Here is a 25313-nt window from a genome sequence, read left to right on the forward strand (position 1 = left end):
GAAGAAGCGGCAAAGGTTGCTCGGACAGGCGTGGCTACTGAACTACTGATCCAGCACGAGCTTGATGTCGAGCGGCGGTTCCGAGCGGCTCAGATTCACGCGCTTCACACCGGTGGCCGGCGCGTCGGCATACGCCAGGTAGTCGATCGTCCAGCCGTCCTGCGTGATCTGCTTCAGACGCGAAGGCTGCTCCGGATCCTTCTCGGTTTTCGCGCGCGAAGTCGGCGCTGGCGACGGTTGCAGCCAATAACGCAAGCCTTCGACCGGCAACGCAAAGCCGAGCGCGTTCTGCATCAGCGTGGAGACGTTGTCGGCGGTGAGCGGCTGGCGATTCGGCAGTTCGAGCGTGGCTGAAGCCGGCGACGAAGTCACGATAGCGAGCGTCTGCCCAAGCGGATTGCGCAATTGCAGGGTGACCGTGTCACCCGTTTCCTGCCAGGTGAAATTGCCATAGGCATTGCGCTGCTGGCCGTTCTGGTCGTTGTACTGGATCGCGAAACGGCCTTGATAAGCACGCGAGGTCTGAGCAGTGACGGACGTCGCCGCATTCGACGTTGACGGCCCTTGTGGCTTAATCGATGCACAACCAGCCAACGCGACAACCGCTGCCGCTACGAATCCGAGCGCCGCGCCACGCGGCGCTCGGGGATAGGAGATCAAGCGGGAAAGACGCATCAAAGATCGTTCACCTGAAGACGTTGCAGCGTTTTGACCAGAGTGTCGTTGTCCGGTTCGAGCTTGCGCGCGTCGCGGAAAGCGGCACGAGCCTGATCCTGCGCACCGGTTTTCCACAGCACTTCCCCGAGATGCGCGCCGATTTCGGCGTTCGGCTGGAGGTCGTACGCTTTGCGCAGCAGCTTGATGGCATCAGACGTATCGCCCATCCGGTACTTGACCCAGCCCACGCTATCCATGATGAACGCGTCGTTTGGCGCCAGCGCCGAGGCCTTTTCGACCAGTTTGTCTGCTTCGGAGAGGCGCTGATTGCGATCGGCCAGCGAATAGCCGAGCGCGTTATAAGCCTGCGGATTGTCCGGCTGCGTCTGGATCAGCTTGCGCAATTGCGCTTCCATGACGTCGTAATGGCCGGTTTTTTCGGCGGCCATGGCGTAGTCGTAGGTCAGATCGGGATCGTCCGGGAAATTCGCGGTGGCTTGCTGCAGGCGTGTTTCCGCTTCCGGATAGCGCTTCGCGTCGAACAGAATAGCCGCGTCGGTGCGCGCGATCAGCGCCTGGTCGCGCGGATCGGGTGCCTGCAGGTTGGCCAGCAGCTTGCGCGCGTCTTCTGTCTTGCCCTGCTTGGCGAGCAATTGCGCCCGCGTGATCTGCGCCGGCACGAATTGCTGGCTCGCTGGTGAAACCTTGTTCAGCCAGTCGCTCGCCGCCGCTTCGTTCTTCTGTTCGAGCGACAGTTGCGCAAGATAGATATACGCCTGGCCCGGATCGGCGCCCGGCGTTTTTTCAGCTTGCTGTGCGTACTGGGTCAGATAGGTCTGCGCGTCAGTGAAATTCTTCTGCTGGATCTTGATCAGCGCGAGCGCCATCAGCGGCGTGAGGTCAGTCGCGTTGTTCTTGTGCATGATCTCGAACTGCTTCTGCGCGTCGTCCAGACGGTCGCTTGCGAGATACATCTGCGCGAGCGCAAGACGCGCGTCATGCGATTTCGGATTCTGCTGCACGTATTTCTCGAGCGACGCGATGCCTTCCTTGCGCTCCTCCGGGCCCATCTGCGACAGCATTAGCGCGGCCGGCAAATAGTCCGGCTTGAGCGTGAGCGCCTGTTCGAGCGACTTGCGCGCGCCCGGTGCGTCGTCCGAAACGAGTTGCTGGCGCGCGATGGCCAGCTGCGCCTCGGGCCGGTTCAGGTCGTTCTTCAGCAGATCCTGCAGCACATGCAAGCCGCCGATCCGGTTCGGACCGCGCGAGAGCAGCAGCTGCAGCGCCAGAATCGCGCTGCCGCGATTGTCGGCCGGGACTCTCGCGAGTTCACGGGCGAGGATCGGTGCGGCGTCATCAGGCTTGCCGGACAGCACGAGCAGCGACGCGTCGAGTTGCGCGGCCCGCTCCGAATCCGGCGCATACTGCTGCCACAATTGCGCCGCGGCCAACGCGTCTGACGGGCTTTGCGCAGCCAGTGCGATTTCCGTGGCGCGTTGCGCCATGCGCGGATCATGCGTGTCGCGCGCGAGCGCGAGATAGGTCTGGTAGGCGGGCGCCGGCTGGTCGCGTTGCAATGCGACTTCAGCGGCGAGCACCTGGAATACGATCTGACTGGACAGCGGCACGCCCGGCAGAGACTTCTGGTCTTCTGCCGTTGCCGGGCCGAGCGGGTCCGGCAGAGTGACGGACGTGTCATCCGAGTCTGGCGACGGGTCCTGCGCGTGCGCGGGCACGGCAGCCAGCGCCCAGACGGCGAGCGCGGCGGCACCGAGCATGCGGCGAGCGGACACGGCGTGCGGCACGCGGGATGCGCTAGCCGGGCGCTTCGAAAACAGCTTCACGAAGGACAAGTTCATGGAAATCCGTTCAATGTTTCGGACGATTGTAACGCGCTCGCTACAATAAGCGCACAACCACTCACGCAAGTTGCAGACCAGTTAGACATGCCAGAGTTGCCAGAAGTTGAGGTTACCCGAAGGGGAATCGAACCGTATGTGTCCGGGCGCAAGGTTGAACGCGTCGATGTACGTACGCCCACGCTGCGTTGGCCGATTCCGGCGGACCTTGCGAAAACCTTGCGTGGCAGCGTGGTGCGCAAGGTCGAACGGCGGGGCAAGTATCTGCTGTTCGAGATCGACGCCGGCTGGTTCATTGTGCATCTGGGCATGACCGGTACGCTGCGTGTGCTGCGCCATGTGCCGCGTCCGCCCGCTGCGGCGAAACACGATCACATCGACTGGATTTTCGACGAATTCATTTTGCGCTATCGCGACCCGCGGCGCTTCGGCGCGGTGCTGTGGCACCCGCGCGAAGCCGGCGATGTGCTCGGGCATCCGCTGCTGGCGGGCCTCGGTGTCGAGCCGTTTTCTCCCGCGTTCTCCGGCGCGTTGATGCACCGGCTCACGCGCGGGCGCAAAGTATCGGTGAAGCAGGCGCTGCTGGCAGGGGAGATCGTGGTCGGCGTGGGTAATATCTACGCGTCCGAAAGTCTCTTTCGCGCCGGTATCCGGCCCACCACCGCGGCGGGCCGCGTCTCGCTCGTGCGCTACGATCTGCTGGCCGACGCGGTGCGCGTCACGCTCGCCGCTGCGATCGAAAAGGGTGGCAGCACGCTGCGCGATTTCGTCGGCAGCGATGGCGAAAGCGGTTACTTCCAGCTCGACTATTTCGTCTATGATCGCGCGGGGCTGCCATGCCGCGTGTGTGGAACGCCGATCAAACAGATCGTGCAGGGGCAGCGTTCTACGTATTTCTGTCCCACCTGCCAGCGCTAAATTTTCGATGCCCTCTCGTATAAGCCCGTCCGCCCCGTCCGCTGCGCCCGTTTTCCCCGTCATGTCTGATTTTTCCGCGCGGCTGATTGCGTGGCAGCGCCAGCATGGCCGTCATGACTTGCCATGGCAGAACACGCGCGATCCGTATCGCATCTGGCTGTCGGAAATCATGCTGCAGCAGACGCAGGTATCGACGGTGATTCCGTACTACGCCAGGTTTCTCGCTCGCTGTCCGGATGTTGCCTCGCTCGCCGCGGCACCGGCAGACGATGTGATGGCGCTGTGGGCCGGCCTCGGCTATTACTCGCGCGCACGCAATCTGCATCGCTGCGCGCAGGTGGTCGTCGAGCAACATGGCGGCGCGTTTCCTTCGTCGCCCGACGCGCTCGCGGAATTGCCGGGTATCGGCCGCTCGACGGCAGCGGCGATCGCCTCTTTCGCGTTTGGCGCGCGTGCCACGATTCTCGACGGCAATGTGAAGCGCGTGCTGGCGCGCGTGTTCGGGGTCGAAGGTTTTCCGGGCGAAAAGAAGGTCGAGAATGCAATGTGGACGCTGGCGGAATCGCTGCTGCCGTCCAACGCATCGGACGACGATGTCAGTGCATACACGCAAGGTCTGATGGACCTCGGCGCAACGTTGTGCGTGCGCGGCAAGCCGGATTGCCTGCGCTGCCCGTTCGCCGCCGACTGCGTGGCCAATGTGAGCGGACGTCAGCGCGAACTGCCCACAGCACGGCCGAAGAAGGCTGTGCCGACTCGCCGAACATGGATGCTGGTGCTGCGCGACGGTAACGCGGTGATGCTGGAAAAGCGCCCGCCCTCGGGCATCTGGGGTGGTCTGTGGAGCCTGCCCGAAGCTGCTGACGAAGCCGCGCTCGCCGAGCGCGCACTTGCCTTCGGTGGCGACGGAGCGGTCTCACCGCTCGCGCCGCTCACGCACGTCTTCACACATTTCAAGCTGGATATCGAACCGCGGCTCGCTGAACTGGATCGCGGTGTGGGCGCATTGGCTGCGCTTAACGACGCGGACACCGCATGGGTCGCGTTAAGCGATCTCGATTCGTTCGGTGTGCCCGCGCCGGTGCGCAAACTACTGGATAGTCTGCAGGGCTCGCTACTCTAGCCAGCCGTGAGCCGAAAGAGCCGAAAGCGCATCAAATCAAAGCAGTTGATGCTGCTGCATATAGTGATGGACCACGTCGATTCGGGCGCCGGCGTCCTGCAATTCCATCAACTTTTGCCTTGCACGAAGGGCGATCGGCAACACTTCCGCAAGCCGGTTCGACACCCATGACGGATCTTCCAGCCTGAACGGTTCCGCGAACGGCAGGCTGTCCGGGTCGCGTTCGCGGATCGTTGCGATGATCCGCTCAAGCACTTCTGCGCACGCCCCGAATTTGGCCAGTTGCTCATTGCCCTCGAGCGGGATGTCTTCTCCGAGTGGCTCCGCCATGCCGACCAGCAGCCCGCTGCTCTCTACGCGATGCGACAGTAGGCGAAAGCGCCGCGTGCCACGTGCCCGAATCAGCAGCATGCCGAAGGCTTCGACATCGCACTCTTCGATTTCGGCGAGACAGCCAATTGCTTCGGGCACCGAAGGCTCTTCTTCGCGTGCTACTTCCGCGCCGCTTTTCAGCAGACACACACCGAACGGCGTTTTTTCACGCAGACAATCGCGCGCCATGTCGAGGTAGCGCGCTTCGAAGATTTTCAGCGGCAGCAGTCCATCGGGAAACAGCACCGTATGCAGCGGAAACAGCGGCACATCGGCAAGCACAGTAGAAGAAGACATGGCGCAACGCTTCGAGTTGAGGCCGCGCGATGCGGCCGGTTAAGCCACTAACTTCGATGATTCGCCGGCATGAACCGGCGCATCGCGGTGCCGCACAATGACATTCGCCGACGTTGCGAGACGCGCGGCGAGCGTCTCCGCAATGAATACCGAGCGGTGCTGGCCGCCCGTGCAACCGATCGCGACCGTCAGATAACTGCGGTTGTCGTCACGGAAATGCGGCAACCATTTGGCAAGAAATTTTTCGATGTCGTCGATCATTTCATGCACGACCGGCAGCGCGTCGAGAAAATCACGCACCGGTTGGTCGAGGCCCGTGAGCGGCCGCAATTCATGATCGTAGTACGGGTTCGGCAGCGTGCGTACGTCGAAAACATAATCGGCGTCGAGCGGCACGCCGCGTTTGAAGCCGAAGGACTCGAACATCAGCACGAGCCCTGCATCTTCCTGCTCGATGAAGCGTTTGACCCATGCACGCAGCACGTTCGCGCGCAGATTGCTGGTGTCGATCTGATGGCCGAATTCGGCGAGGCCCGCCACGAGTTCGCGTTCGCGTTCGATCGCTTCGGCGAGCGACGTCAACAAGCCGACGTCTGCATCATGCGCCGTGGAACCGGACAGCGGGTGGCGGCGACGTGTTTCGGAGAAGCGCTGAATCAGCGACTGCGTGCTTGCGTTCAGGAAGAGTACGCGCACGTCGTGAGCGCGCGACAGGTCGCGGATCATCGCGGGCATTTCGTCGAGCGAAGCGCTCGAGCGCGCGTCGATGGCGACCGCGAGGCGTTCCTGGCCGTCGTCGGCGAGATAGTTGGCCAGTTGCGGCAAAAAACGCGGCGGCAAATTGTCGACGCAGTAATAGCCTGCGTCTTCAAGCGCGTTCAGGGCAACTGATTTGCCGGAGCCGGAAATACCGGTGATCAGGATTATGCGCATGGAGTCGTGAAATCCGTACAGTTCATCATAGCATCTGGTCCCCGTGCGCGCGGCGCCTCAGCCTGCCGTTGGCTGCGCACGTCACGCAGTGCCGCACAGGGCCGCGCGGATTCAGATCAATTTGCCGGGAAACTGGCTGTCCGGGTCCTGCATGGCCAGACGCTGGCGATCCATGAAGTCGCGCAGCGTATCGATGCCGCGCAGTTGCAGGATCGTGTTGCGCACGGCCGCTTCGACCAGAACCGCAAGGTTGCGGCCGGCCGCCACCTGGATGGTGACTTTGCTGATCGGTAGGCCGAGCACGTCGACGGTTTGGCTTTCCAGCGGCAGCCGCTGGAATTCGCCATCCGGTCGGCGCACCAGTTGCACGATCAGTTTCAGCTTCATTTTGCGGCGCACCGCGGTTTCACCGAAGATCGTCTTGATGTCGAGCAGGCCGAGACCGCGCACTTCGAGCAGGTTTTGCAGCAGCGGCGGGCAACGCCCTTCGACAAAATCCGGACCGAGGCGCACAAAATCCACCGCGTCGTCAGCAACAAGGCCGTGGCCGCGGCTGATCAATTCCAACCCAAGTTCGCTTTTGCCGAGGCCGGAATCGCCGGTGAGCAGCACGCCCATGCCGAGAATGTCGAGAAACACGCCGTGCAGCGTGGCGCGCGGCGCCAGAATGCGCGACATATAGAGGCGCAGGCTGTCGATCACCGCGGCGGCGGACATTGGCGTGGTGAAAAGCGGCGTGGACGAGCGCGTGCAGCGCAGCACCAGTTCCGGTGGCGCGGCGACGCCGCCCGCCACCACCAGAAACGGCGGTTCCAACGCGATCAGCTCGGCCATGTGGCGCGAGCGGTCTTCGTCGGTTTGGCGCTTGTAGTAGTCGATTTCGGCGTCGCCGAGCACCTGGATCCGGTTCGGGTGGATCAGGTTCAAGTGGCCGACAAGGTCGGCGCTCGACGTGGCATTGGCGACCGATTCCGAAGAAAAGCCGCGCTCCCAGCCTTCATGCCCCGTCAGCCAGCTCAACTTCAGCATGGCGGCGTTGTCGTCGAAAATGCTCTGGGCGTTGATGCTGGACGTATCCATGAGTCGGTGACTCCCGTGTGGACCGCTTGCTTGGAAAGGATGCGGCCTCGTTAAAGCGGACCGCGCACCTCGCCTGGCTGTACCCGCCTGCAGGCGGGAAGCCGGGTGAATAGGCGACGTGCGGATAACCGCCGATGCATCAAGGTTGCCACTGAGTGAGCAGGCGATGCAACGATTCGCGGTCTTCTTCCGTGTGCAGGCGCTCGCGAGCTTCGCGATCGGACAGCAACTGGGCGATTTCCGAGAGAATTTCGAGGTGCTGCTGGGTGGCCTGCTCGGGGACGAGCAGGAAGATCAGCAGCGAGACCGGCTGACCGTCGGGCGATTCGAAGGGGATGGGTTCGGCAAGACGGACGAATGCGGCGAGCGGCTGCTTCAAGCCTTTGATCCGGCCATGCGGAATCGCGACGCCTTCACCAAGCCCCGTCGATCCGAGGCGCTCGCGCGCAAACAGATTGTCAGTGACCGTGCTACGGGCGATGCCGTTCTGGTTCTCGAAGATCAGGCCCGCTTGCTCGAACACGCGTTTCTTGCTGGTGACCGATAGTCCGACGACGACGTTCTCGAGGGGAAGAAATTTGGCTAAACGATTCATGTTGACAGGCGAAAACGTGGCCTGGGTTCTCCTCGCTGGGGCGTTTGAGTGATGTTCCATTCGTTTGATGCTCACGGCGACGTGCGTTGGAGTCCGAAAGCGCAGGACTCCGGCCGACCGATTTCCGTTTGAGCTAACTTGACCCCGATGGTAACCGGAACATTATAGAACAGGGTAGCCGCCGATGGTGCGGCGCGCCATCCATGCATCATGGGTTTCTTCGCAGGATTGATCCGGCCTGCCCGGCTGCCTGAAAAAGGCGCCCTGAAACGAAAAACCGCCCGATCTCGGGCGGTTTGGCTGGGGATACGCAAATGCGAGCAAATGCGGGCGAATGAGGAAAACGAAGGAAAGTAAACGGACCTTCTAATCTTCCTTATTGCGGCGGCACGTCCAGTATCGGCGCCGGCTGGTACTTGATCGCATCGTGCTGATGGCCTTGCAGGCGATCCTTGTGGCGTATCACTTGCCGGTCGAGCTTGTCGATCATCAGATCGATCGCAGCGTAAAGATCGCTGTCACAGCTCTCGACGAAGATATCTTTGCCCTTCAGATGCAGGTTGATTTCAACCTTTTGACGCTTTTCCTTTTCCTTGTGGTTGTCGACCGAGAGGACCACACTGCCGTCGATGACCTGATCAAAATGTCTTAGCACCCTATCCAGTTTGGTGATCACGTATTCGCGCAACGCAGGCGTTACTTCGAGGTGGTGTCCACTGATCTGCAGATTCATAGTGCTTCTCCAAGCTAGAGGCCGCTTGTTCCGCACGATGACGAAGGTCCGGTCGATCTGTCGGCTTGCCTGAGTCGCCCCCCGGTGACTGACTTCTGGCAGGTCGCATCGGCCGGCCTGTCCGCCAACTGCGGAGCGGCCGGTAAATGCCCGTCGCGGGAGGCGGCGGGCTACAGAGACTTGCGCAGGTTGACTGCCGGAATCTTGAGGGCCTCGCGATACTTCGCAACGGTACGCCGTGCGACCACGAAGCCCTGTTCCGCCAGCAGTTCGGCTATGCGGCTGTCTGAAAGAGGAGATTTCGGGTTTTCCGCTCCTATCAGTTGCTTGATAAGCGCGCGAATCGCCGTAGAAGACGCCGCGCCGCCCGTGTCAGTCGAAACGTGTGATCCGAAGAAGTACTTAAATTCAAGCGTCCCGAATGGGGTCAGCATGTATTTACCGGTTGTCACACGGGAGACAGTTGACTCGTGTAGGCCCAGCGTATCAGCAATTTCTCGCAAAACCAAGGGGCGCATGGCAATTTCGCCGTGGACAAAAAAGCTCTTTTGACGCTCGACAATGGCCTGCGCGACCCTGAGGATCGTTTCGAAACGCTGCTGGATATTTTTGATCAGCCAGCGTGCTTCCTGCAGTTGCTGGCGCAACGATCCGCTGCCCGGATCGCCCCGGTTATTGCGCAGAATATTCGCGTACAGATGGTTGATGCGCAGCTTGGGCACCACCTCTGGATTCAGCTCCGCCTGCCAGCCCTGTGCCGTTTTGCGCACCATGATGTCCGGTACGACATAGTCCGCTTCCGCCTTGCCGTAAGCGGCGCCTGGAAACGGCTCGAGCGAGCGGATCAACACGTGCGCATCGCGTAGATCGTCGTCGTTCGCCTTCAGGTGTTTGCGCAGACGCGTGAAATCGCGCGCCGCGAGCAGTTCCAGATGATGGGCGACGATGTCGAGCGCAAGCGTGCGCGTAGACGAGTGTTCGAGCCGCAGCAATTGCAGCTTGAGGCACTCGGACGCGGAGCGCGCGCCGACACCTGCCGGGTCGAAGCTATGCAGCAGCGCAAGCGCGGCGTTCATTTCGTCCAGATCGACCTCGAGCTCCTCGGGCAGGTCGGTCAGCACTTCCTCGAGCGTAGCGGCGAGATAGCCGTCGTCGTCGAGCGATTCGATCAGGAAGGTGATCAGCGCGCGGTCGCGCTGGCTCGCCTGGGTGACGCGAAGTTGCGCCATCAGGTGATCGCGCAGCGAGGTGCTCGATTCGTGGATTTGCAGCGGCGGCAGATCGTCGTCGTCCGAGGCGTTGCCGGAGCGGCCATAGTCGCCGAGATCCCATTGCGACGCGTCGCCGTTGTTGTCGCTCGCGAGGCCGTTGTACTCGTCGACACCTTGCGGCTCGCCGTTCTCGGCGCGCTCGCTGCTGCTGGTGGACGAAGACGACGTATTGCCGCCCATCTGGTCGGGCGGCGGGGAGGAATTGGGCGACTGGGCGATCAGTGAGCCGTCCGCTGCCACGCGCAGGGGACTCGCGATCCAGTCGTCCTCATTCTCGAGGAGTGGATTCTGCGAGATCGCCATTGCGACTTCCTGCTGCAGTTCGAGCGTGGACAGCTGAAGCAGCCGGATGGACTGCTGCAGTTGCGGGGTCAGCGCAAGATGCTGCGATAGGCGGAGTTGGAGGCTGGCTTTCATGGCAAGTTGAGATTCATTGTAGAGAGTTTGCCACGACCGCGATACATTGCGACACCCGCAATTACGCGTGCGCCCGTTTTCCGGCGGCGTTGGGCGCGGGACGGCCCAGGTCAAAAATGCTGATGTGCGGATGCCGCAAAAGGCCCGGCGGATGCGCGTTCGCACCGCCGGTAATCCCTTGTGCGCTTACATGCGGAAGTGTTCGCCCAGATAGACGCGCCGCACGCTTTCGTTCTCGATGATGTCGCTCGGCGCACCGGCGGCCAGCACGCTGCCGTCGCTGATGATATAGGCGTGGTCACAAATGCCGAGGGTTTCGCGCACGTTGTGGTCGGTGATCAGCACGCCAATATTGCGCTGCTTCAGAAATTTAACGATCTTCTGGATTTCCAGCACTGCGATCGGATCGACGCCCGCGAACGGTTCGTCGAGCAGAATAAAGCTCGGATTGGTGGCCAGCGCACGGGCAATTTCAACCCGCCGCCGCTCGCCGCCCGACAGCGACAGCGCCGGATTCTCACGCAGGTGAGCGATCTGCAGTTCGTCGAGCAAGGCCTCGGTGCGGTTCGTGATGGTGTCCTTGCTGAGCCGCTTGCCGTTGTTTTCGACCTGCAATTCCAGCACCGCGCGAATGTTTTCCTCGACGCTGAGCTTGCGGAACACCGAGGCTTCCTGCGGCAGATACGACAAGCCCAATGACGCGCGCTTGTGAATGGGCAGCAAGCTGATCGACTTGCCGTCCAGGTCGATTTCACCTGCATCGAGCGGCACGAGGCCGACGATCATATAGAACGAGGTGGTCTTGCCGGCGCCGTTGGGGCCAAGCAGGCCGACCACTTCACCGCTTTTCACGTCGAGCGAGACGTCTTTGACGACCGTGCGTGAGCCGTAACGCTTCTTCAGGTTGCGGACCACCAGCGAACTGCTGGTGCCGGCCGGTTTGCGATTGGGGAGGGACGCGGAGGAACTCACTGGTTCGGTGCTCCCTGGATCGTGGTGGACGGCGCGAGCGTGGCCGACGCGCCGTTCAGGGGCGCAGCGCCGCCATTGCGCGGCGCCAGCATGGCGCGCACACGGCCGGTCGGGTTGCCCGGGCCGGCGACGTCCTTACCCGCCTTCGCGGTGTAGAAGTCGCTCTGGCCGTCATAGGTAATGACGCTGCCGTGCACCTGGTCCATCACCGTCGAGAGGCCTTGCAGGCGCTTGACGGTGGCATTGGTGGTGAGCGTGGTCAGATCCTGCTTGCCGTCGTAGTCGATCCGGATGGCCGTGCCTTCGATGTATTCATCGAGGCCTTCGCGCTTCTGGCGGAAATACGACAGATTGCCGCCGCTCGAGGTGCCGGTGGCGTATTGATAGCCCTGCGGATCTTGCGTCACTTCGACCCGATCGGCCCTGATCACGATCGTGCCTTTGGTGGCGACTACGTGGCCGGTGAAGATGTTGACCTGTTTGAGGTCGTCGTAAGTCATGTTGTCCGCTTCGACGTTCAGCGGCTTGTCCTTATCGGCGCGGTCGGCGTGCGCAAGCGGCGCGAAGCCGGCAAGCGGCAGCGCGACAATCAGCGCAGCGAGTCCGGCGCGGCACGCGGACAGGGTGCGCGAGCGGCCGGTATCAAAACGGGGGAACGATTCGTTCATGCAGTCACGCCTGGAATGGATTACCCGGGTTGCTTGGGCGAGCTGACGGAGCCTTCGGACGCGGCAATCGCGCCCTTCACATTGCCGAACAGCTGCATCACCCGGGTGACGTTGTTGTAGTTCATGCCGCTGGCAGTCATCACAGACATGCCGCGCTGAAGTTTAACCGGCTTTTCGGTCTCGATCACATCGTCGTTGACCAGCACCCTAAAATGCTGCGAATCTGCCTGCATCTGCGGATCGCCGTTCCCGGCCGCCCGTATGATGCGCGCGTTGTCGTACAGATTGACGATCGAGGCGTCGCCGTTGACCGTGCCGGTGTCGCCTGTTGCGGTGACGATCGGCTTGCCGGGCTGGAAGGCGCGCATGGCCGGCTTGACCAGGTCGCTCAGCTCGTCATCCTCGTAATGAATCAGGGACTGGGCGGTCAGACGGTATTGCGTCGAGCCCGACTGATCAAGTTCGGAAACCGAGAAGTTGTCCGCGAAGTAGTCGGGCGTGTGCTCCTTGGGGCGCAGCACGCCTTCGTTCTGCCGCGGCAGCGTGGCTTGCAGCAACCACCATGTAATGCCGGCGAGCGCGGCCATCGCGACGAGCGGGATCAGTGAGGTCCAGCGAAACCGATTCATCCGACGAGGCCTCGCTGTTCGCCGCTACAGGCTGCCGCGAGCAGCGCGTCGTATTTGTTCTGGGCGCGCAGCAGCGTATCGACGACTTCGCGCGCCGCGCCGTGGCCGCCGCGCGCTTCGCTGACCCAATGGGCGCGCGCGATCACTTCAGGATGCGAATTGGCCGGCGCCGCCGCGAAGCCGACCTTCAGCATCACGCCGAGATCGACCCAGTCGTCGCCCATGTAGCCGCATTCTTCCGCACTGATGCCGGTTTGTTGCAAAAGGTCGGCGAACGCCTGCGGTTTGTCCTGCACGCCCTGATAGACGTGGCTGATATTCAGTTCCTTGACCCGCGCCGCGACGATGCCCGACTTGCGCCCGGTAATGATCGCCGTTTCGATGCCGGCCTGGCGCAGCAGTTTCATGCCGTGGCCGTCCATCGAGTTGAAGGCCTTCATCGTGTCGCCTTCCGCCGTGAACAGCAGGCCGCCGTCGGTCAGCACGCCGTCGACGTCGAAAATCATCAGCTTGACGCGGCTTGCGCGTTCAGTGGCGGTAAGGGGGGCGACAGCCATCAGATCACCTTTTTCGAGAACAGGTCGTGCATGTTGAGTGCGCCGATCAGCTTGCCTGCTTCGTCGACGACCAGCATCTGATTGATGCGGTGGCGCTCCATCAGTTCCACGGCTTCGACGGCAAGTTGATCCGGACCGATGGTGCGCGGGCCGGCGGTCATGACCGAGCCAATCGACAGTTCGCGGAAATCGCCGTCGCGTTCGAGCACGCGGCGCAAGTCGCCGTCGGTGAAAATGCCGGTGACGTGATCATTGTGATCGACGATCGCCGTCATGCCCATGCGCTTGGCGGTCAACTGGAACAACGCCTCGCGCACGGTTGCGTCAGGCGTCACCTTCGGCACCTGGTCGTCGGTGCGCATCACGTCGCGCACATAAGTCAGCAGGCGGCGGCCAAGCGCGCCGCCCGGATGCGAGCGGGCGAAGTCGTCCCGGCCAAAGCCGCGCGCGTCCAGCACCGCGACCGCGAGCGCATCGCCGAGCGCGAGCGCGGCGGTGGTGCTGGCAGTGGGCGCAAGATTCATCGGACAGGCTTCTTTTGACACGCCAGAATTCAGATGAACGTCGGCCAGTTGTGCGAGACTCGACGACGGACGGCCCGTCATCGCAATCAGCTTCGCGCCGAGCCGCTTGATGAGCGGCAGGATCGCCACGAGTTCTTCGGTTTCACCGGAATTGGACAGCGCGAGGAACACGTCGTCTGCCGTAACCATGCCGAGGTCGCCATGACTCGCTTCCGCCGGGTGAACGAAGAACGCCGGTGTGCCGGTGCTGGCGAGCGTGGCCGCAAGCTTGCGGGCCACGTGGCCGGATTTGCCGATGCCGGAAACGACGACGCGTCCACGGCAACCCAGGATGAAGTCGACCGCCCCGACGAAACCATCGTCGAGTTGATCGCGAAGCGCGCGCACGGCGTCCGCTTCGATGTCGAGCACGTCACGAGCGAGCGCGAGTGCCCGGTCGCCATTGATTTTCGCTATCATTCGCGGAGTATAGCAAAGGCGCTTGTTCGCCGCGCCGGGCCTGCTGTGCCAAGCCGCTGTCTTTATTGCTGCCTTTACCGGCCCCTCAACCTTGTCGCACGGCCTTTCTCGTGCGCGGTTCCGCTGACGAACGAGGACGCTTTACCGATGCGTTTTAGCCGATGATTTCCCCCCTCGAAATGACGCTGTTCCTGCTGCTGGCATCAGTGGCCGGAGTGGTGACTTTTCGCTTTCTGAATCTTCCACCGATGCTCGGCTATCTGACGGTCGGCATCGTCGTCGGGCCGCACGCGTTCGGGTTGATTCCCGACTCGGTGGGCGCGCAGAACCTGGCCGAGTTCGGCGTTGTGTTCCTGATGTTTTCGATCGGGCTGGAGTTTTCGCTTTCCAAACTGCGTTCGATGCGCCGGCTCGTGTTCGGCTTAGGTTTGTTGCAGGTGATCGGCACGATTGCCGTGGCGGTCACGCTCGGCTTCGTGCTCGAGCGCTGGGTGCACATTACGTGGCAGGCAAGCGTGGCGCTGGGCGGCGCGTTGGCGATGTCGTCGACGGCGATCGTCAGCAAGATGCTGGCCGAGCGGCTCGAGATCGAAACCGAGCACGGCCGCAACATCTTCGGTGTGCTGCTGTTCCAGGATCTGGCGGTGGTGCCGCTGTTGATCGTCATCGCGGCGCTGGGCGGCGATTCGAAAGACCTCGTCAGTGCGCTCGGGGTAGCCGCGATCAAGATCGTCGTGGCGTTGGCGCTATTGTTAATAGTGGGTCAGCGCTTCATGACGCGCTGGTTCAACGTCGTCGCGCGCCGCCGTTCGCAGGAACTGTTCATTCTCAACCTGCTGCTGGTGACGCTCGGCGCGGCGTTCATCACGGATAAGTTCGGCCTGTCGCTTGCGCTCGGCGCGTTCATCGCCGGCATGTTGATCGCCGAAACGCCGTACCGCCATCAGGTGGAAGAGGACATCAAGCCGTTTCGCGACGTGCTGCTGGGCCTCTTCTTCGTCACAACCGGCATGCTGCTGAATCCGCGTGTGATCTGGGAGCATCCGTTCATCGTGCTCGGGTTTCTGGTCGGCCCGATCCTGCTGAAGGCGGTGATGGTGACCGGGCTCTCGCGCCTCTTCGGTGCGTCGCCGGGTGTCGCGATGCGCACCGGTATCGGCCTCGCGCAAGCCGGCGAGTTCGGCTTCGTGCTGCTGAACCTGATTCTCGACAAGCATCTTGTCGACGCCACCCTGTTGCAGGCGATTCTCGCGGCGATGCTGCTGTCGATGCTGGCTGCGCCCTTCATGATCCAGAACGCTGATCGAATCGTGCTACGGTTGTCGTCGACTGAATGGATGATGCAGTCCTTGCAGATGACGCGCATTGCAACGCAGAGCCTGAAGCAAAGCGGTCACGTGATCATTTGCGGCTACGGCCGGGCCGGGCAGAATCTGGCGCGCATGCTGGAGCATGAAGGTTTGTCGTATGTCGCGTTGGACCTGGACCCCGATCGCGTGCAGGCCGCTGCGGCGGCGGGTGAGTCCGTGGTGTTCGGCGATGCGGGGCGGCGCGAATCGCTGCTCGCCGCCGGTATCCATCGCGCCGCGGCGATTGCGATTACCTATGCGAACACGCCGTCGGCATTGCGCGTGCTACACAATATTCACGAGCTTGAGCCGACGCTGCCGGTGATCGTTCGTACCGTCGACGACGCCGACCTGGAAAAGCTGCTGGCCGCCGGCGCGACCGAAGTGATTCCGGAAATCGTCGAGGGCAGCCTGATGCTGGCTTCGCACACGCTGGTGCTGATGGGTGTGCCGATGCGGCGCGTGGTGCGGCGTGTCGAGGAAATGCGCGACGAGCGCTACGCGCTGCTGCGCGGCTATTTCCACGGCGCGGACGACATGGAAGACGACGACGGCCACGAACAGGTGCGGCTACAATCGGTGCCGGTCGACGAAAACTCGGACGCGGTGGGCCGAACGCTGGCGGAATTGGGCCTGTTCGATCTGGGCGTCGAGGTGACGGCCATTCGGCGGCACGGCATTCGCGGCGTCGAACCGGACCCGTCCACCAAGCTGCGTGCGAGCGACATCGTGGTGTTGCGCGGTCTGCCCGAACAGTTGGCCGAAGCCGAAGAGTTGCTGTCTAAGCATCGCCGCGCGGGCGCCGCTGCGGCCTAACAACAACGGTGCGACCGGCGTGGCGTTGCCTGGTGTGGTTTCGGCGAGGCCGGTGTTGCGGCCACGGCTGAGCCGCTCGCGCCGCGTCGGCCGAACCTGATTTAGCCTTTCATCGGACCCGCCGAGGTCCATCCGGAGACATCATGTCCAACGCGCTCGCGAGCGCGCCGCTCGATGCGGCCGACTACATTAAAAGCCACATTCGCACGGTGCCCGACTGGCCGCTGCCGGGCGTGCAGTTTCGCGATATCACGCCGCTCCTGCAGGAGCCGAAGTCGCTGCGTGTGCTGATCGATCTGTTCGTCCAACGCTATATCGACGCGAAGCTCGACTACGTCGCCGGGCTGGATGCGCGCGGCTTCATCATCGGGCCGATTCTGGCTTACGAGCTGAACCTCGGCTTCATTCCGATCCGCAAGCAGTGCAAGCTGCCGTACAAGCGGGTCGCGCAGTCCTATGAGCTTGAGTACGGCACTGCGACCGTCGAGATTCACGAAGACGCCTGCAAGCCGGGCGACCGCGTCGTGATCATGGACGATCTGATCGCCACCGGCGGCACGATGATGGCCGGCAAGATTCTGCTCGAGCGGCTCGGCGCGGTGGTGATAGAAGGGGCGGCGATTATCGATCTGCCTGACCTCGGTGGCTCGAAGCTGCTGCGTGAAGGCGGCCTGCCGCTCTATACGGTGACTGAATTCGGCGGCCATTGAGCGCCGGATGCCAACTTCTTCCTGGACACAACGAAGGTAAGAAAAGATGCCCAACTTCCTGTTGTTCCTCGCGACCTCGATCGCTATCACCATGGCGCCCGGCCCCGACAACCTGCAAGTGCTCGCGCGTGGCATCTCGCAAGGCCGCGCGGCGGGCCTCGTCGCCGCGCTCGGCTTTGCCGCCGGCATCACATTCCACACCACGCTGGCCGCGCTTGGCGTGGCCGCGTTGCTGCGTTCGTCGCCGGTTGCGTTTGAGGTGATCAAGCTGGCGGGCGCCGCGTATCTGATCTGGATCGGCATCAAGGCGCTGCGCAGCCAGGGTCTCGCCACCGCGCACGAACGCGCGCCGCAACCGTTGATGGCGGTGTTTCGCCAGAGCGTGCTCGGCAATCTGCTGAATCCGAAGGTGACGCTGTTCTTCGTCGTGTTCCTGCCGCAATTCGTGCAGCCGCACGGCACGCAAAGCGTCACGGTGCAGATGCTCGAACTCGGCGTGTTGTTCATGCTGCAGACCGTGGTGGTGTTTTCGCTGTTCGGCGTGTGCGCGGGGATGATCGGCGGCTGGTTGAAGCGCCGGCCGCGCGTGGGTGTGTGGCTTGATCGGCTTGCCGGTGCGACGTTTATCGCAATCGGCATTCGCGTCGCCTTGCGTGATTGAAGCGATTGAATCGACAGGACACGGCCTGACGCCAACCGAACGCGCCAGAAGACCAGTTTGGAGTTTTGAATGACTTTGCCTTGCATCACCGCCGCGCGCCACTTCGACACACAGGCGCATCTGCCGTTCTGGATCGACGCCGAGCAGGTTGGCTGGATTCGCTCGACGGATGTGTCCTTGCTTGCGCGCTGGCCCGATGTGTTTGAGATCGACAGTGGTGAACAAAGGGGCATCACGCTCGCGCCTGTGTTCAATACGGTCGATCTGCGCAGTGCAGCGCTCGGTTCCGTGATCGGCGCACTTGCCGCCGAGGGCCGTATTCCCGGCTGGCGCAACGAGACTTACGCGATCCGCAACGCGTTCGATGCGCCGCCGCTCGCCTACATCGAACGCGCGGCGTCGCGCTTCTTTGGCACGATGACCTACGCGGTGCATCTGAACGGCGTCGTAGAATACGCGGATGGCGCCCCGCGGATGGCCGCCCCGCAATTGTGGATCGCGCGCCGCAGCGACACCAAGGCCACCGACCCGGGCATGCTCGACAATGTCGTGGCAGGCGGGATCGGCTGGGGCTTCGGCATCGAGACGACGATCATCAAGGAGTGCTGGGAAGAAGCCGGTATTCCCGAGGAGATCGCCGCGCGCGCCACGGCCGGCCGCACCGCGCATGTGCTGCAATCGTTGCCGGAAGGCACGCAGGCCGAACAGATTTTTATCTACGACCTCGCGCTGCCGGCTGATTTCGCGCCGCGCAATCAGGACGGCGAAGTGGGTGAACACCGGCTCGCGCGCATTGACGAAGTGGCGCGCTGGATCGAAGAAGGCGCAATGACCGTGGATGCGAGTCTCGCCACGCTGGATTGCCTGCTGCGCCGCCGCTGGATCGACGAAGACGCGTGTCCGGGCATTGAGACGCTGTTCGCGCCGCCGGTGCTTGCATAAGCGCTAGTCAGGCGCAGGTGCAGTTTCGGCGGACGAGCCAGATTACGCTGTAGCACGCTGCATCGAATAAGACACACCGAACAAACTACGCACTGAAGAAGGGAGTCACCCAGGTCATGTCGACCGATCACAGCTTTATCCTCAAACTGTCGTGCGCCGACCGGCCCGGCATCGTCCACGCGGTTTCGGGCTTTCTGTTCGAGCGTGGCAGCAATATTCTCGACTCCGCGCAGTTCGGCGACAGCCGCACCGGCGAGTTCTTCATGCGCGTGCATTTCCAGCAGGTCGGCGGCGATCCGGGCCAGGATGTGTTGCGTACGTCGTTCGCCGCGCTCGCTGAGCAGTTCGGTATGCGCTGGGAATTGCACGATGCGTCGGTGAAGCCGCGCGTCGTCATCATGGTGTCGAAGATCGGTCATTGCCTGAACGACCTGCTGTTCCGCTATCGCACCGGCCAATTGGGTATCGAGATTCCGGCGATCATCTCGAACCACAAGGAGTTCTATCAGCTCGCGGCCAGCTACGACATTCCGTTCCATCACTTCCCGCTGATGGGCGGCACGCCCGACGCGAAGGCCGCGCAGGAAGCGCGCGTGCTTGAGGTGATCGACGAGCATCAAGCCGATCTGGTGGTGCTCGCGCGCTATATGCAGATTCTGTCGCCGCAACTGTGCGAATCGCTGGCCGGCCGCGCGATCAATATTCACCACTCGTTCCTGCCGAGCTTCAAAGGCGCGAAGCCTTATTACCAGGCGTTCGATCGCGGCGTGAAGCTGATCGGTGCAACGGCCCACTACGTGACGACGGATCTCGACGAAGGTCCGATCATCGAGCAAGGCGTGGAGCGGGTCGACCACAGCATGACGCCGGAGCAACTGACGGCGATCGGCCGCGACGTCGAATGCGTGACGCTTGCGCGCGCGGTGAAATGGCACGTTGAGCATCGCGTCGTGTTGAACGGCAGCAAGACGGTGGTGTTTCGTTAAACGTAGTTGATGCACTTGCAGTGGGGCGGCCAAACGTGGCCGCATCACCCCGCTGCAAGTTTGCGCCGAACGAGTCGGCGCTCCCTCTTGAGATCATGACCGCATTGCGGAGCCACCCGCATTGCGCGCGTCCGGCGCGAGCCGTGCGTTTTGTGCGGAACGGCGGCGCGCATTCAGTTTCTTCAGCCAGATCAATAGTCCCGTTGCGCTCAGCACGGCGACCGCAATCCCCATCGCGCTAATCAGGATCCGTCCACCGAGACCGAGGATGCGTCCCGAATGCAGAGGGAATTGCACCTGCATGAAGATGTCGCCCGCCGTTCCCTTGCCGGGAATCTGCGCGCCGAGTTGCTTGCCGGTGGCCGCGTCCCAATACATCCACGGATTGCCGAGGCCGAGATCGCCGTGATCGTTGCCGGTTGCGTAGAAGCCGACGCCGTAGGCGTGCAGGATTTCCGCGTAGTAGACGCCGCCCGGCGGCACTTTCAGGTTCTGCGCCTTACCGGCTTGCTCGGCTAGCTGCACGATGTGCTCGCGGCTCAGTACCTGATCGCCGGGCTGCGGTGCACGCAGAATTTCGGGGTTGTTGATCGGATCCGGCGTGAGCTTCGAGACTAGCGACACGGCTGGCCGAACGACCGGCCCGGAGAGATTCATCGATACCGACGTTAGCGCGACGATCACCAGCAGGCCCCAGATCCACACGCCGCCTGAGCGATGCAAATCGAAGGTGAGTGCATAGCCGCCGCGCCCGAAGCGAAATGCGAACGACTTGCGCCATGCCTTGAAACTCGGAAACGACAGCCATAGCGCGATCACGCTATCGAACAGCCATACGATCCCAACGATGCCCATTAGCCAGGTGCCGATATCGACGCCACCGGTGAACGGCAATTGCAGCGTGTAGTGCAGTTTGTAGATGAACGGAATCAGATTGAGCCGCGCGAGTGAAACAGCGCCCCATTCGCGTCGGCCCTGGATGTCGCCCGTGGCGGGATCGACGGCAATCTGGTTGAAGTCGAGTGGATAGGGCTGTTTGGTCGCGGGGTTGGACCGCGGCAGCACCATCATCTGCAGCGTGTGGCCGGGTTCGGCGTCGAGCGGCAGATACGTTACCTCCAGGCGCGGATCAGCCGCTTCGACGCGGCGCGCCAGTTCGAGTCCTGACAGCGCCGGACCGGCGGTGCGCGCTTTGAAGAACGACGGGTTCAGCGCCGCATCGAGTTCGTGATCCCACGCGATGATCGCGCCGGTCAGGCCGGCGACGAACAGAAACAGCGCAATGGCGACACCGAACCAGCGGTGCAGGCGGACGAGTTGCCGCCTCATGGGCGAGCCGATGGAACGAGAAACGAGGAGAAACAGCGAGTCACGATGTCAGGATGCAAATGGGAATTGTTCGCATCTTATGTGAATCAAGTGGTCCGCTGCAAGTTTTCTGTAAGTGACTGGCGCCGCGTGGATCTGGCCTGCTGAAGACCGCTGGCGTAAAAAAAGCGGCACCGAAGTGTCGCTTTTCGCCCGTCCGTCAAGCCTGCATCGCAGGCGGGGCGACGCTCACACCAGCCGCAGATAAATCAGTTCGCGCTTGATATACGCATAGAAGATCGGCGCAGCAACCACCCCGGGGATGCCGAACGCGGCTTCCATCACGAGCATCGCGATCAGCAGTTCCCAGGCGCGCGCCTCGATCTGACCACCGACAATGCGCGCGTTCAGGAAGTACTCCAGCTTGTGAATCAGGATCAGGAAAACCAACGACATGATCGCTGCCGGAAAACTCACCGAGAGCGCCACGGCGACGATGATCGTGTTCGAGATCAGATTGCCGATCACCGGCAGCAAACCGACGATAAACGTCACCAGCACGAGCGTTTTGGAGAGCGGCAGCGTGTCGTGAAAGATTGGCAGGATCACCAGCAGGAAGATGCCGGTGAAGACCGCATTGATCGCGGAAATCTTCACCTGAGCGAATACGATGCGGCGGAAGGCGTCGGCGAAACGTGTCACGCGCGTGACGAACGCCGTGGACAGCGGCAGCCGCTGCATATGCTTCTGCGCTCCGACCGCGATGATCGCGCCGATGATCATGCCGATCAGGATGTGCGTGAAGCCGCGTGCCGCAGTCTTGCCGCTTTGCTGCAGCATGTTCGCGTGCGTCTGCATCAGCTCGGCCGCCTTGGTCTTCATCTGGTCGGTATCGACCGGCAGATAGTTGGCGACGAATTGCGGAATCCGGCCGCGCGCCTGGTCGATTAGCTGCATCGCCTGGTCGAGCAGTTTCTGCACGCTCGGCACGTCGCTCTCGAAATGTTCGATGATACCGAGCGTCAGCCCCGTCAGTGCACCGACTATCACTGTCGAGAGGATCACGACCGCGAGCCAGCGCGCACGCTGACTCGACATATGCCGCTCGATGCGCGGCGCGATGGTATGCACGAGTTGAAACACGAGCAGCCCGGCGAGCAAGGCGCCGAGCAGCTTCAGTTCGATGACCGCCCACATTCCGATCAGCATCAGCACGTAACTGCCGATTTCGACCGCCGACAGCTTCGGCAGGCTCATGTCGCTAGTCAGCCTGACCGGGCGTGGGCGTAGGTCTCGCACTTGCCCGTCGTCGCTCGCCTGATTCCGCTTGGCCATGGCTTATTCTGTCTCCAACCCGTGTTGTGCAGCGTTACTTTCTACTGGCAATGCGTTTCAGCAGCGGCGCCAGATACTTACCGGTAAAACTTGCCTTCGACTTGGCAACCTGCTCCGGCGTGCCTTGCGCAATGATCTGACCGCCGCCCGCTCCGCCCTCGGGGCCGAGATCGATAACCCAGTCGGCGGTCTTTATTACATCGAGATTATGCTCGATGATCACGACGGTATTACCCTGGTCTCGCAAACGATGAATGACTTCCAGCAGCAATGCGATGTCGTGAAAGTGCAGACCGGTGGTCGGCTCGTCCAGGATGTATAGCGTGCGACCCGTGTCGCGCTTGCTCAGTTCCAACGAAAGTTTGACCCGCTGTGCCTCGCCGCCCGACAGGGTAGTGGCCGACTGCCCCAGCCGGATATAGCCGAGACCGACGTCCAGCAAGGTTTTCAGCTTGCGCGCGACGACCGGCACCGGCTTGAAGAACTCGTACGCATTCTCCACCGTCATGTCGAGCACTTCGCTGATGTTCTTGCCTTTGTACTGGACGTCCAGCGTTTCGCGGTTGTAGCGCTTGCCATGGCAGACGTCGCAGGGAACGTAGACGTCCGGCAAAAAGTGCATTTCCACCTTCAGCACGCCGTCGCCCTGGCAGGATTCGCAGCGGCCGCCCTTCACGTTGAACGAGAAGCGGCCCGCTTCGTAGCCGCGTTCTTTCGCCGCAGGGACGCCCGCGAACAGTTCGCGAATCGGCGTGAACAGGCCCGTGTACGTAGCCGGATTCGAGCGCGGCGTGCGGCCGATCGGCGACTGGTCGACGTTGATGACCTTATCGAAGTGCTCGAGACCTTCGATCGATTCGTACGGCGCCGGCTCGGTGGATGAGCCATACAGGTGATGCGCGACCGCGTGGTACAGCGTGTCGTTGATCAGCGTGGACTTGCCGGAACCGGACACGCCGGTCACACAGGTCAGCAGACCGACCGGCAGATCGAGCGAGACGTGCTGCAGATTGTTGCCGTACGCCTCGACGATGCGCAGACGCCGCTCGTCCGGCTCCTTGCGCTCGTCCGGGAATTCGATGTTGCGGGCGCCGGACATGTACTGCCCGGTCATCGACGCCGCGTTCGCTTCCACCTGCTTGGGCGTGCCTTCGGCGATCACCATGCCGCCGTGTTCGCCCGCGCCCGGACCCATGTCGACCACATAGTCGGCCATGCGAATCATGTCTTCATCGTGCTCGACGACGATCACCGAGTTGCCCAGATCGCGCAAATGCTTGAGCGTGGCGATCAGCCGGTCGTTGTCGCGCTGATGCAGACCGATCGACGGCTCGTCGAGCACGTACATCACGCCCGTCAAACCCGAACCGATCTGCGAGGCGAGGCGAATCCGCTGCGCTTCACCGCCCGACAGCGTTTCCGCGCTGCGCTCCAGCGACAGGTAGTCGAGCCCGACGTTATTCAGGAACATCAGCCGCGCGACGATTTCCTTGACGACCTTGTCGGCGATCTCACGCTTCGAGCCTTCGAGCCGCAGCGTCTGAAAATAGCCGAGCGCGTCGCGCAACGGCCAGCCGCTGATTTCGAAGATGCCGCGCGCGTCGCTGTTCGAGCCGATTCGCACGAAACGGGCTTCCCGGCGCAGCCGCGTACCGGCGCAAGCCGGGCAGGGCTGGTTGTTCTGATACTTGGCGAGCTCCTCGCGCACCGCGACCGAATCGGTCTCGCGATAACGCCGCTCCAGATTCGGGATGATCCCTTCGAACACATGCTCGCGCACGGAAGTACGGCCGCGTTCGTTGATGTACGAGAACGGAATCTCCTGCTTGCCCGAACCGAACAGCAGAATCTTGCGGACTTTCTCCGGCAGGTCTTCGACGGCCGTGTCGATGTCGAACTCGTAGAACGCCGCGAGACTCTGCAGCATCTGGAAGTAAAACTGATTACGCCGATCCCAGCCCTTCACCGCGCCCGCCGCCAGCGACAGCGACGGATGCGCGACAACCCGCTTCGGATCGAAGAAGGTGATCTGGCCGAGGCCGTCGCACTCCGGGCACGCGCCCATCGGGTTGTTGAACGAGAAGAGGCGCGGCTCCAGTTCCTGCAGCGAATACGAGCAGATCGGGCAAGCGAACTTCGAGCTGAACAGATGCTCCTTGTCCGTATCCATTTCCAGCGCGATTGCGCGGCCGTCGGCGAGACGCAGTGCCGTTTCGAACGATTCGGCGAGGCGCTGCTTCATATCGCCGCGCACTTTCAGCCGGTCGACGACGACGTCGATCGTGTGCTTGTCGTTTTTCTTGAGCTTGGGCAGCGAGTCGACTTCATAGATCTTCGCGACGCCTTCGTTTGCGGTGCCGCCGCCCGAACGGACGCGAAAGCGGATGAAGCCCTGCGCCTGCATCTCTTCGAAAAGCTCGACGTGCTCGCCTTTGCGGTTCGCCACCACTGGCGCGAGGATCATCAGCTTGGTCTCTTCCGGCAGCGCGAGCGCCGCGTCGACCATCTGCGAGACGCTTTGCGCTTCCAGCGGAATTTCGTGGTCCGGACAGTACGGCGTGCCGACCCGTGCGAACAATAGCCGCAGATAGTCGTGAATTTCGGTGACGGTGCCGACTGTGGAACGCGGATTGTGCGAGGTCGCCTTCTGTTCAATCGAAATCGCCGGCGACAGGCCTTCGATCAGATCGACATCCGGCTTTTCCATCAACTGCAGGAACTGGCGGGCGTAGGCGGAGAGACTTTCGACGTAGCGCCGCTGTCCTTCCGCGTAGAGCGTGTCGAACGCCAGCGACGATTTACCCGAGCCGGATAGGCCCGTAATCACGACGAGCTTGTGACGTGGGAGGTCGAGATTGACGTTCTTCAGGTTGTGGGTGCGAGCCCCACGGATACGGATTTGTTCCACGCGTTATTCCAAGACTTGGCCCGTGACCTGGCGGAAAGAGGAGGAGGCTAAACCTGCTACTATAACGACTTTTCACGACCGCCGTTACGGCTTCCTGACAGCCCGAAGAGGGTGCAAGGCAAGCTGTAAGGCTGCGGTCCAGCGCCGCGGGAAAGAGGTCTAACTGGGGCCATTTTTCGCGAGTACAGGCGCCGCGAGGCGCCGGACGAGCGTCTGGCAAGGCCGCCGGCCCGA

At 62.3% G+C, this 25313-nt stretch carries 23 protein-coding genes; 7 read left to right on the forward strand and 16 right to left on the reverse strand.

Annotated elements, in window-relative coordinates; translation table 11 throughout:
* Positions 1–42: 42 nt before the first annotated feature.
* Together lolB and R8871_RS19985 are read right to left on the reverse strand one after the other, a co-directional pair.
* On the reverse strand, positions 43–675 hold the full coding sequence (gene lolB / locus R8871_RS19980; RefSeq protein WP_175052021.1) for a lipoprotein insertase outer membrane protein LolB: 633 nt from the start codon (positions 673–675) through the stop codon (positions 43–45).
* Positions 675–2516, reverse strand: a complete 1842-nt coding sequence (locus tag R8871_RS19985) for a tetratricopeptide repeat protein (protein ID WP_175052022.1) — start codon at positions 2514–2516, stop codon at positions 675–677. The genes lolB and R8871_RS19985 overlap by 1 nt, the downstream gene beginning before the upstream one ends.
* An 87-nt stretch (positions 2517–2603) precedes the next feature.
* Between R8871_RS19985 and mutM the strand changes: the two genes are divergently transcribed.
* Complete coding sequence (gene mutM / locus R8871_RS19990; protein WP_175052023.1) at positions 2604–3434, forward strand: bifunctional DNA-formamidopyrimidine glycosylase/DNA-(apurinic or apyrimidinic site) lyase; 831 nt, start codon at positions 2604–2606, stop codon at positions 3432–3434.
* Positions 3435–3441: 7 nt separating this feature from the next.
* Positions 3442–4557, forward strand: coding sequence for an A/G-specific adenine glycosylase (mutY, locus tag R8871_RS19995; protein WP_175052024.1), 1116 nt, complete (start codon positions 3442–3444; stop codon positions 4555–4557).
* A gap of 36 nt (positions 4558–4593) precedes the next feature.
* On the opposite strand, the gene R8871_RS20000 is transcribed toward mutY, so the two are convergent.
* From R8871_RS20000 to kdsD, 11 genes are all read right to left on the reverse strand, one after another.
* Positions 4594–5226 (reverse strand): LON peptidase substrate-binding domain-containing protein, encoded by a 633-nt coding sequence (locus tag R8871_RS20000; protein WP_097391236.1) that lies wholly within the window; start codon positions 5224–5226, stop codon positions 4594–4596.
* A 39-nt stretch (positions 5227–5265) separates the two neighbouring features.
* On the reverse strand, positions 5266–6159 hold the full coding sequence (rapZ, locus tag R8871_RS20005; protein WP_093643686.1) for an RNase adapter RapZ: 894 nt from the start codon (positions 6157–6159) through the stop codon (positions 5266–5268).
* 111 nt (positions 6160–6270) lie between these two features.
* On the reverse strand, positions 6271–7239 hold the full coding sequence (hprK, locus tag R8871_RS20010; RefSeq protein WP_012431656.1) for an HPr(Ser) kinase/phosphatase: 969 nt from the start codon (positions 7237–7239) through the stop codon (positions 6271–6273).
* Between the two features lie 139 nt (positions 7240–7378).
* Positions 7379–7894 carry a PTS sugar transporter subunit IIA gene (locus R8871_RS20015; protein WP_074285509.1) on the reverse strand — a complete coding sequence of 172 codons (516 nt, stop codon included), beginning with the start codon at positions 7892–7894 and terminating at the stop codon, positions 7379–7381.
* Positions 7895–8210: 316 nt separating this feature from the next.
* A complete protein-coding gene (gene hpf / locus R8871_RS20020; RefSeq protein ID WP_054035819.1) occupies positions 8211–8567 on the reverse strand; it encodes a ribosome hibernation-promoting factor, HPF/YfiA family in 357 nt (118 codons plus the stop codon).
* A 170-nt stretch (positions 8568–8737) separates the two neighbouring features.
* Entirely contained in the window at positions 8738–10255 is a 1518-nt protein-coding gene (locus R8871_RS20025) for an RNA polymerase factor sigma-54 (protein ID WP_175052025.1), read from the reverse strand.
* 186 nt (positions 10256–10441) lie between these two features.
* Positions 10442–11227 carry an LPS export ABC transporter ATP-binding protein gene (lptB, locus tag R8871_RS20030; RefSeq protein ID WP_175052026.1) on the reverse strand — a complete coding sequence of 262 codons (786 nt, stop codon included), beginning with the start codon at positions 11225–11227 and terminating at the stop codon, positions 10442–10444.
* Positions 11224–11895, reverse strand: coding sequence for a lipopolysaccharide transport periplasmic protein LptA (gene lptA, locus R8871_RS20035; RefSeq protein ID WP_154565559.1), 672 nt, complete (start codon positions 11893–11895; stop codon positions 11224–11226). Before lptA ends, lptB begins: the two co-directional genes overlap by 4 nt.
* 20 nt (positions 11896–11915) lie before the next feature.
* Positions 11916–12524 carry an LPS export ABC transporter periplasmic protein LptC gene (lptC, locus tag R8871_RS20040; protein ID WP_175052027.1) on the reverse strand — a complete coding sequence of 203 codons (609 nt, stop codon included), beginning with the start codon at positions 12522–12524 and terminating at the stop codon, positions 11916–11918.
* A complete protein-coding gene (locus R8871_RS20045) occupies positions 12521–13081 on the reverse strand; it encodes a KdsC family phosphatase (protein WP_175052028.1) in 561 nt (186 codons plus the stop codon). The genes lptC and R8871_RS20045 overlap by 4 nt, the downstream gene beginning before the upstream one ends.
* Complete coding sequence (gene kdsD / locus R8871_RS20050; RefSeq protein WP_175052029.1) at positions 13081–14064, reverse strand: arabinose 5-phosphate isomerase KdsD; 984 nt, start codon at positions 14062–14064, stop codon at positions 13081–13083. The genes R8871_RS20045 and kdsD overlap by 1 nt, the downstream gene beginning before the upstream one ends.
* 161 nt (positions 14065–14225) lie before the next feature.
* On the opposite strand from kdsD, the gene R8871_RS20055 reads away from it, so the two are divergent.
* The 5 genes from R8871_RS20055 (at position 14226) to purU (ending at position 19528) form a co-directional block, all read left to right on the forward strand.
* Positions 14226–16229 (forward strand): monovalent cation:proton antiporter family protein, encoded by a 2004-nt coding sequence (locus tag R8871_RS20055; RefSeq protein WP_093643673.1) that lies wholly within the window; start codon positions 14226–14228, stop codon positions 16227–16229.
* A gap of 143 nt (positions 16230–16372) precedes the next feature.
* Positions 16373–16939, forward strand: a complete 567-nt coding sequence (locus R8871_RS20060; protein WP_175052030.1) for an adenine phosphoribosyltransferase — start codon at positions 16373–16375, stop codon at positions 16937–16939.
* Between the two features lie 46 nt (positions 16940–16985).
* A complete protein-coding gene (locus tag R8871_RS20065; protein ID WP_028199098.1) occupies positions 16986–17600 on the forward strand; it encodes a LysE family translocator in 615 nt (204 codons plus the stop codon).
* A 69-nt stretch (positions 17601–17669) separates the two neighbouring features.
* Complete coding sequence (locus R8871_RS20070) at positions 17670–18542, forward strand: NUDIX hydrolase (RefSeq protein WP_175052031.1); 873 nt, start codon at positions 17670–17672, stop codon at positions 18540–18542.
* A 116-nt stretch (positions 18543–18658) separates the two neighbouring features.
* The gene (gene purU / locus R8871_RS20075) at positions 18659–19528 is read left to right on the forward strand and encodes a formyltetrahydrofolate deformylase (protein ID WP_175052032.1); all 870 of its coding nucleotides are present in this window, start codon (positions 18659–18661) and stop codon (positions 19526–19528) included.
* A gap of 93 nt (positions 19529–19621) precedes the next feature.
* On the opposite strand, the gene R8871_RS20080 is transcribed toward purU, so the two are convergent.
* The 3 genes from R8871_RS20080 to uvrA form a co-directional block, all read right to left on the reverse strand.
* Entirely contained in the window at positions 19622–20857 is a 1236-nt protein-coding gene (locus R8871_RS20080; RefSeq protein WP_175052033.1) for a PepSY-associated TM helix domain-containing protein, read from the reverse strand.
* A 228-nt stretch (positions 20858–21085) separates the two neighbouring features.
* On the reverse strand, positions 21086–22171 hold the full coding sequence (locus R8871_RS20085; RefSeq protein ID WP_175052034.1) for an AI-2E family transporter: 1086 nt from the start codon (positions 22169–22171) through the stop codon (positions 21086–21088).
* Positions 22172–22205: 34 nt separating this feature from the next.
* Positions 22206–25079 (reverse strand): excinuclease ABC subunit UvrA, encoded by a 2874-nt coding sequence (uvrA, locus tag R8871_RS20090; RefSeq protein ID WP_093643659.1) that lies wholly within the window; start codon positions 25077–25079, stop codon positions 22206–22208.
* Between the last annotated feature and the right edge of the window lie 234 nt (positions 25080–25313).

The organism is Paraburkholderia sediminicola (genome assembly GCF_902859805.1).
Taxonomy (GTDB): Bacteria; Pseudomonadota; Gammaproteobacteria; order Burkholderiales; family Burkholderiaceae; genus Paraburkholderia; species Paraburkholderia sediminicola.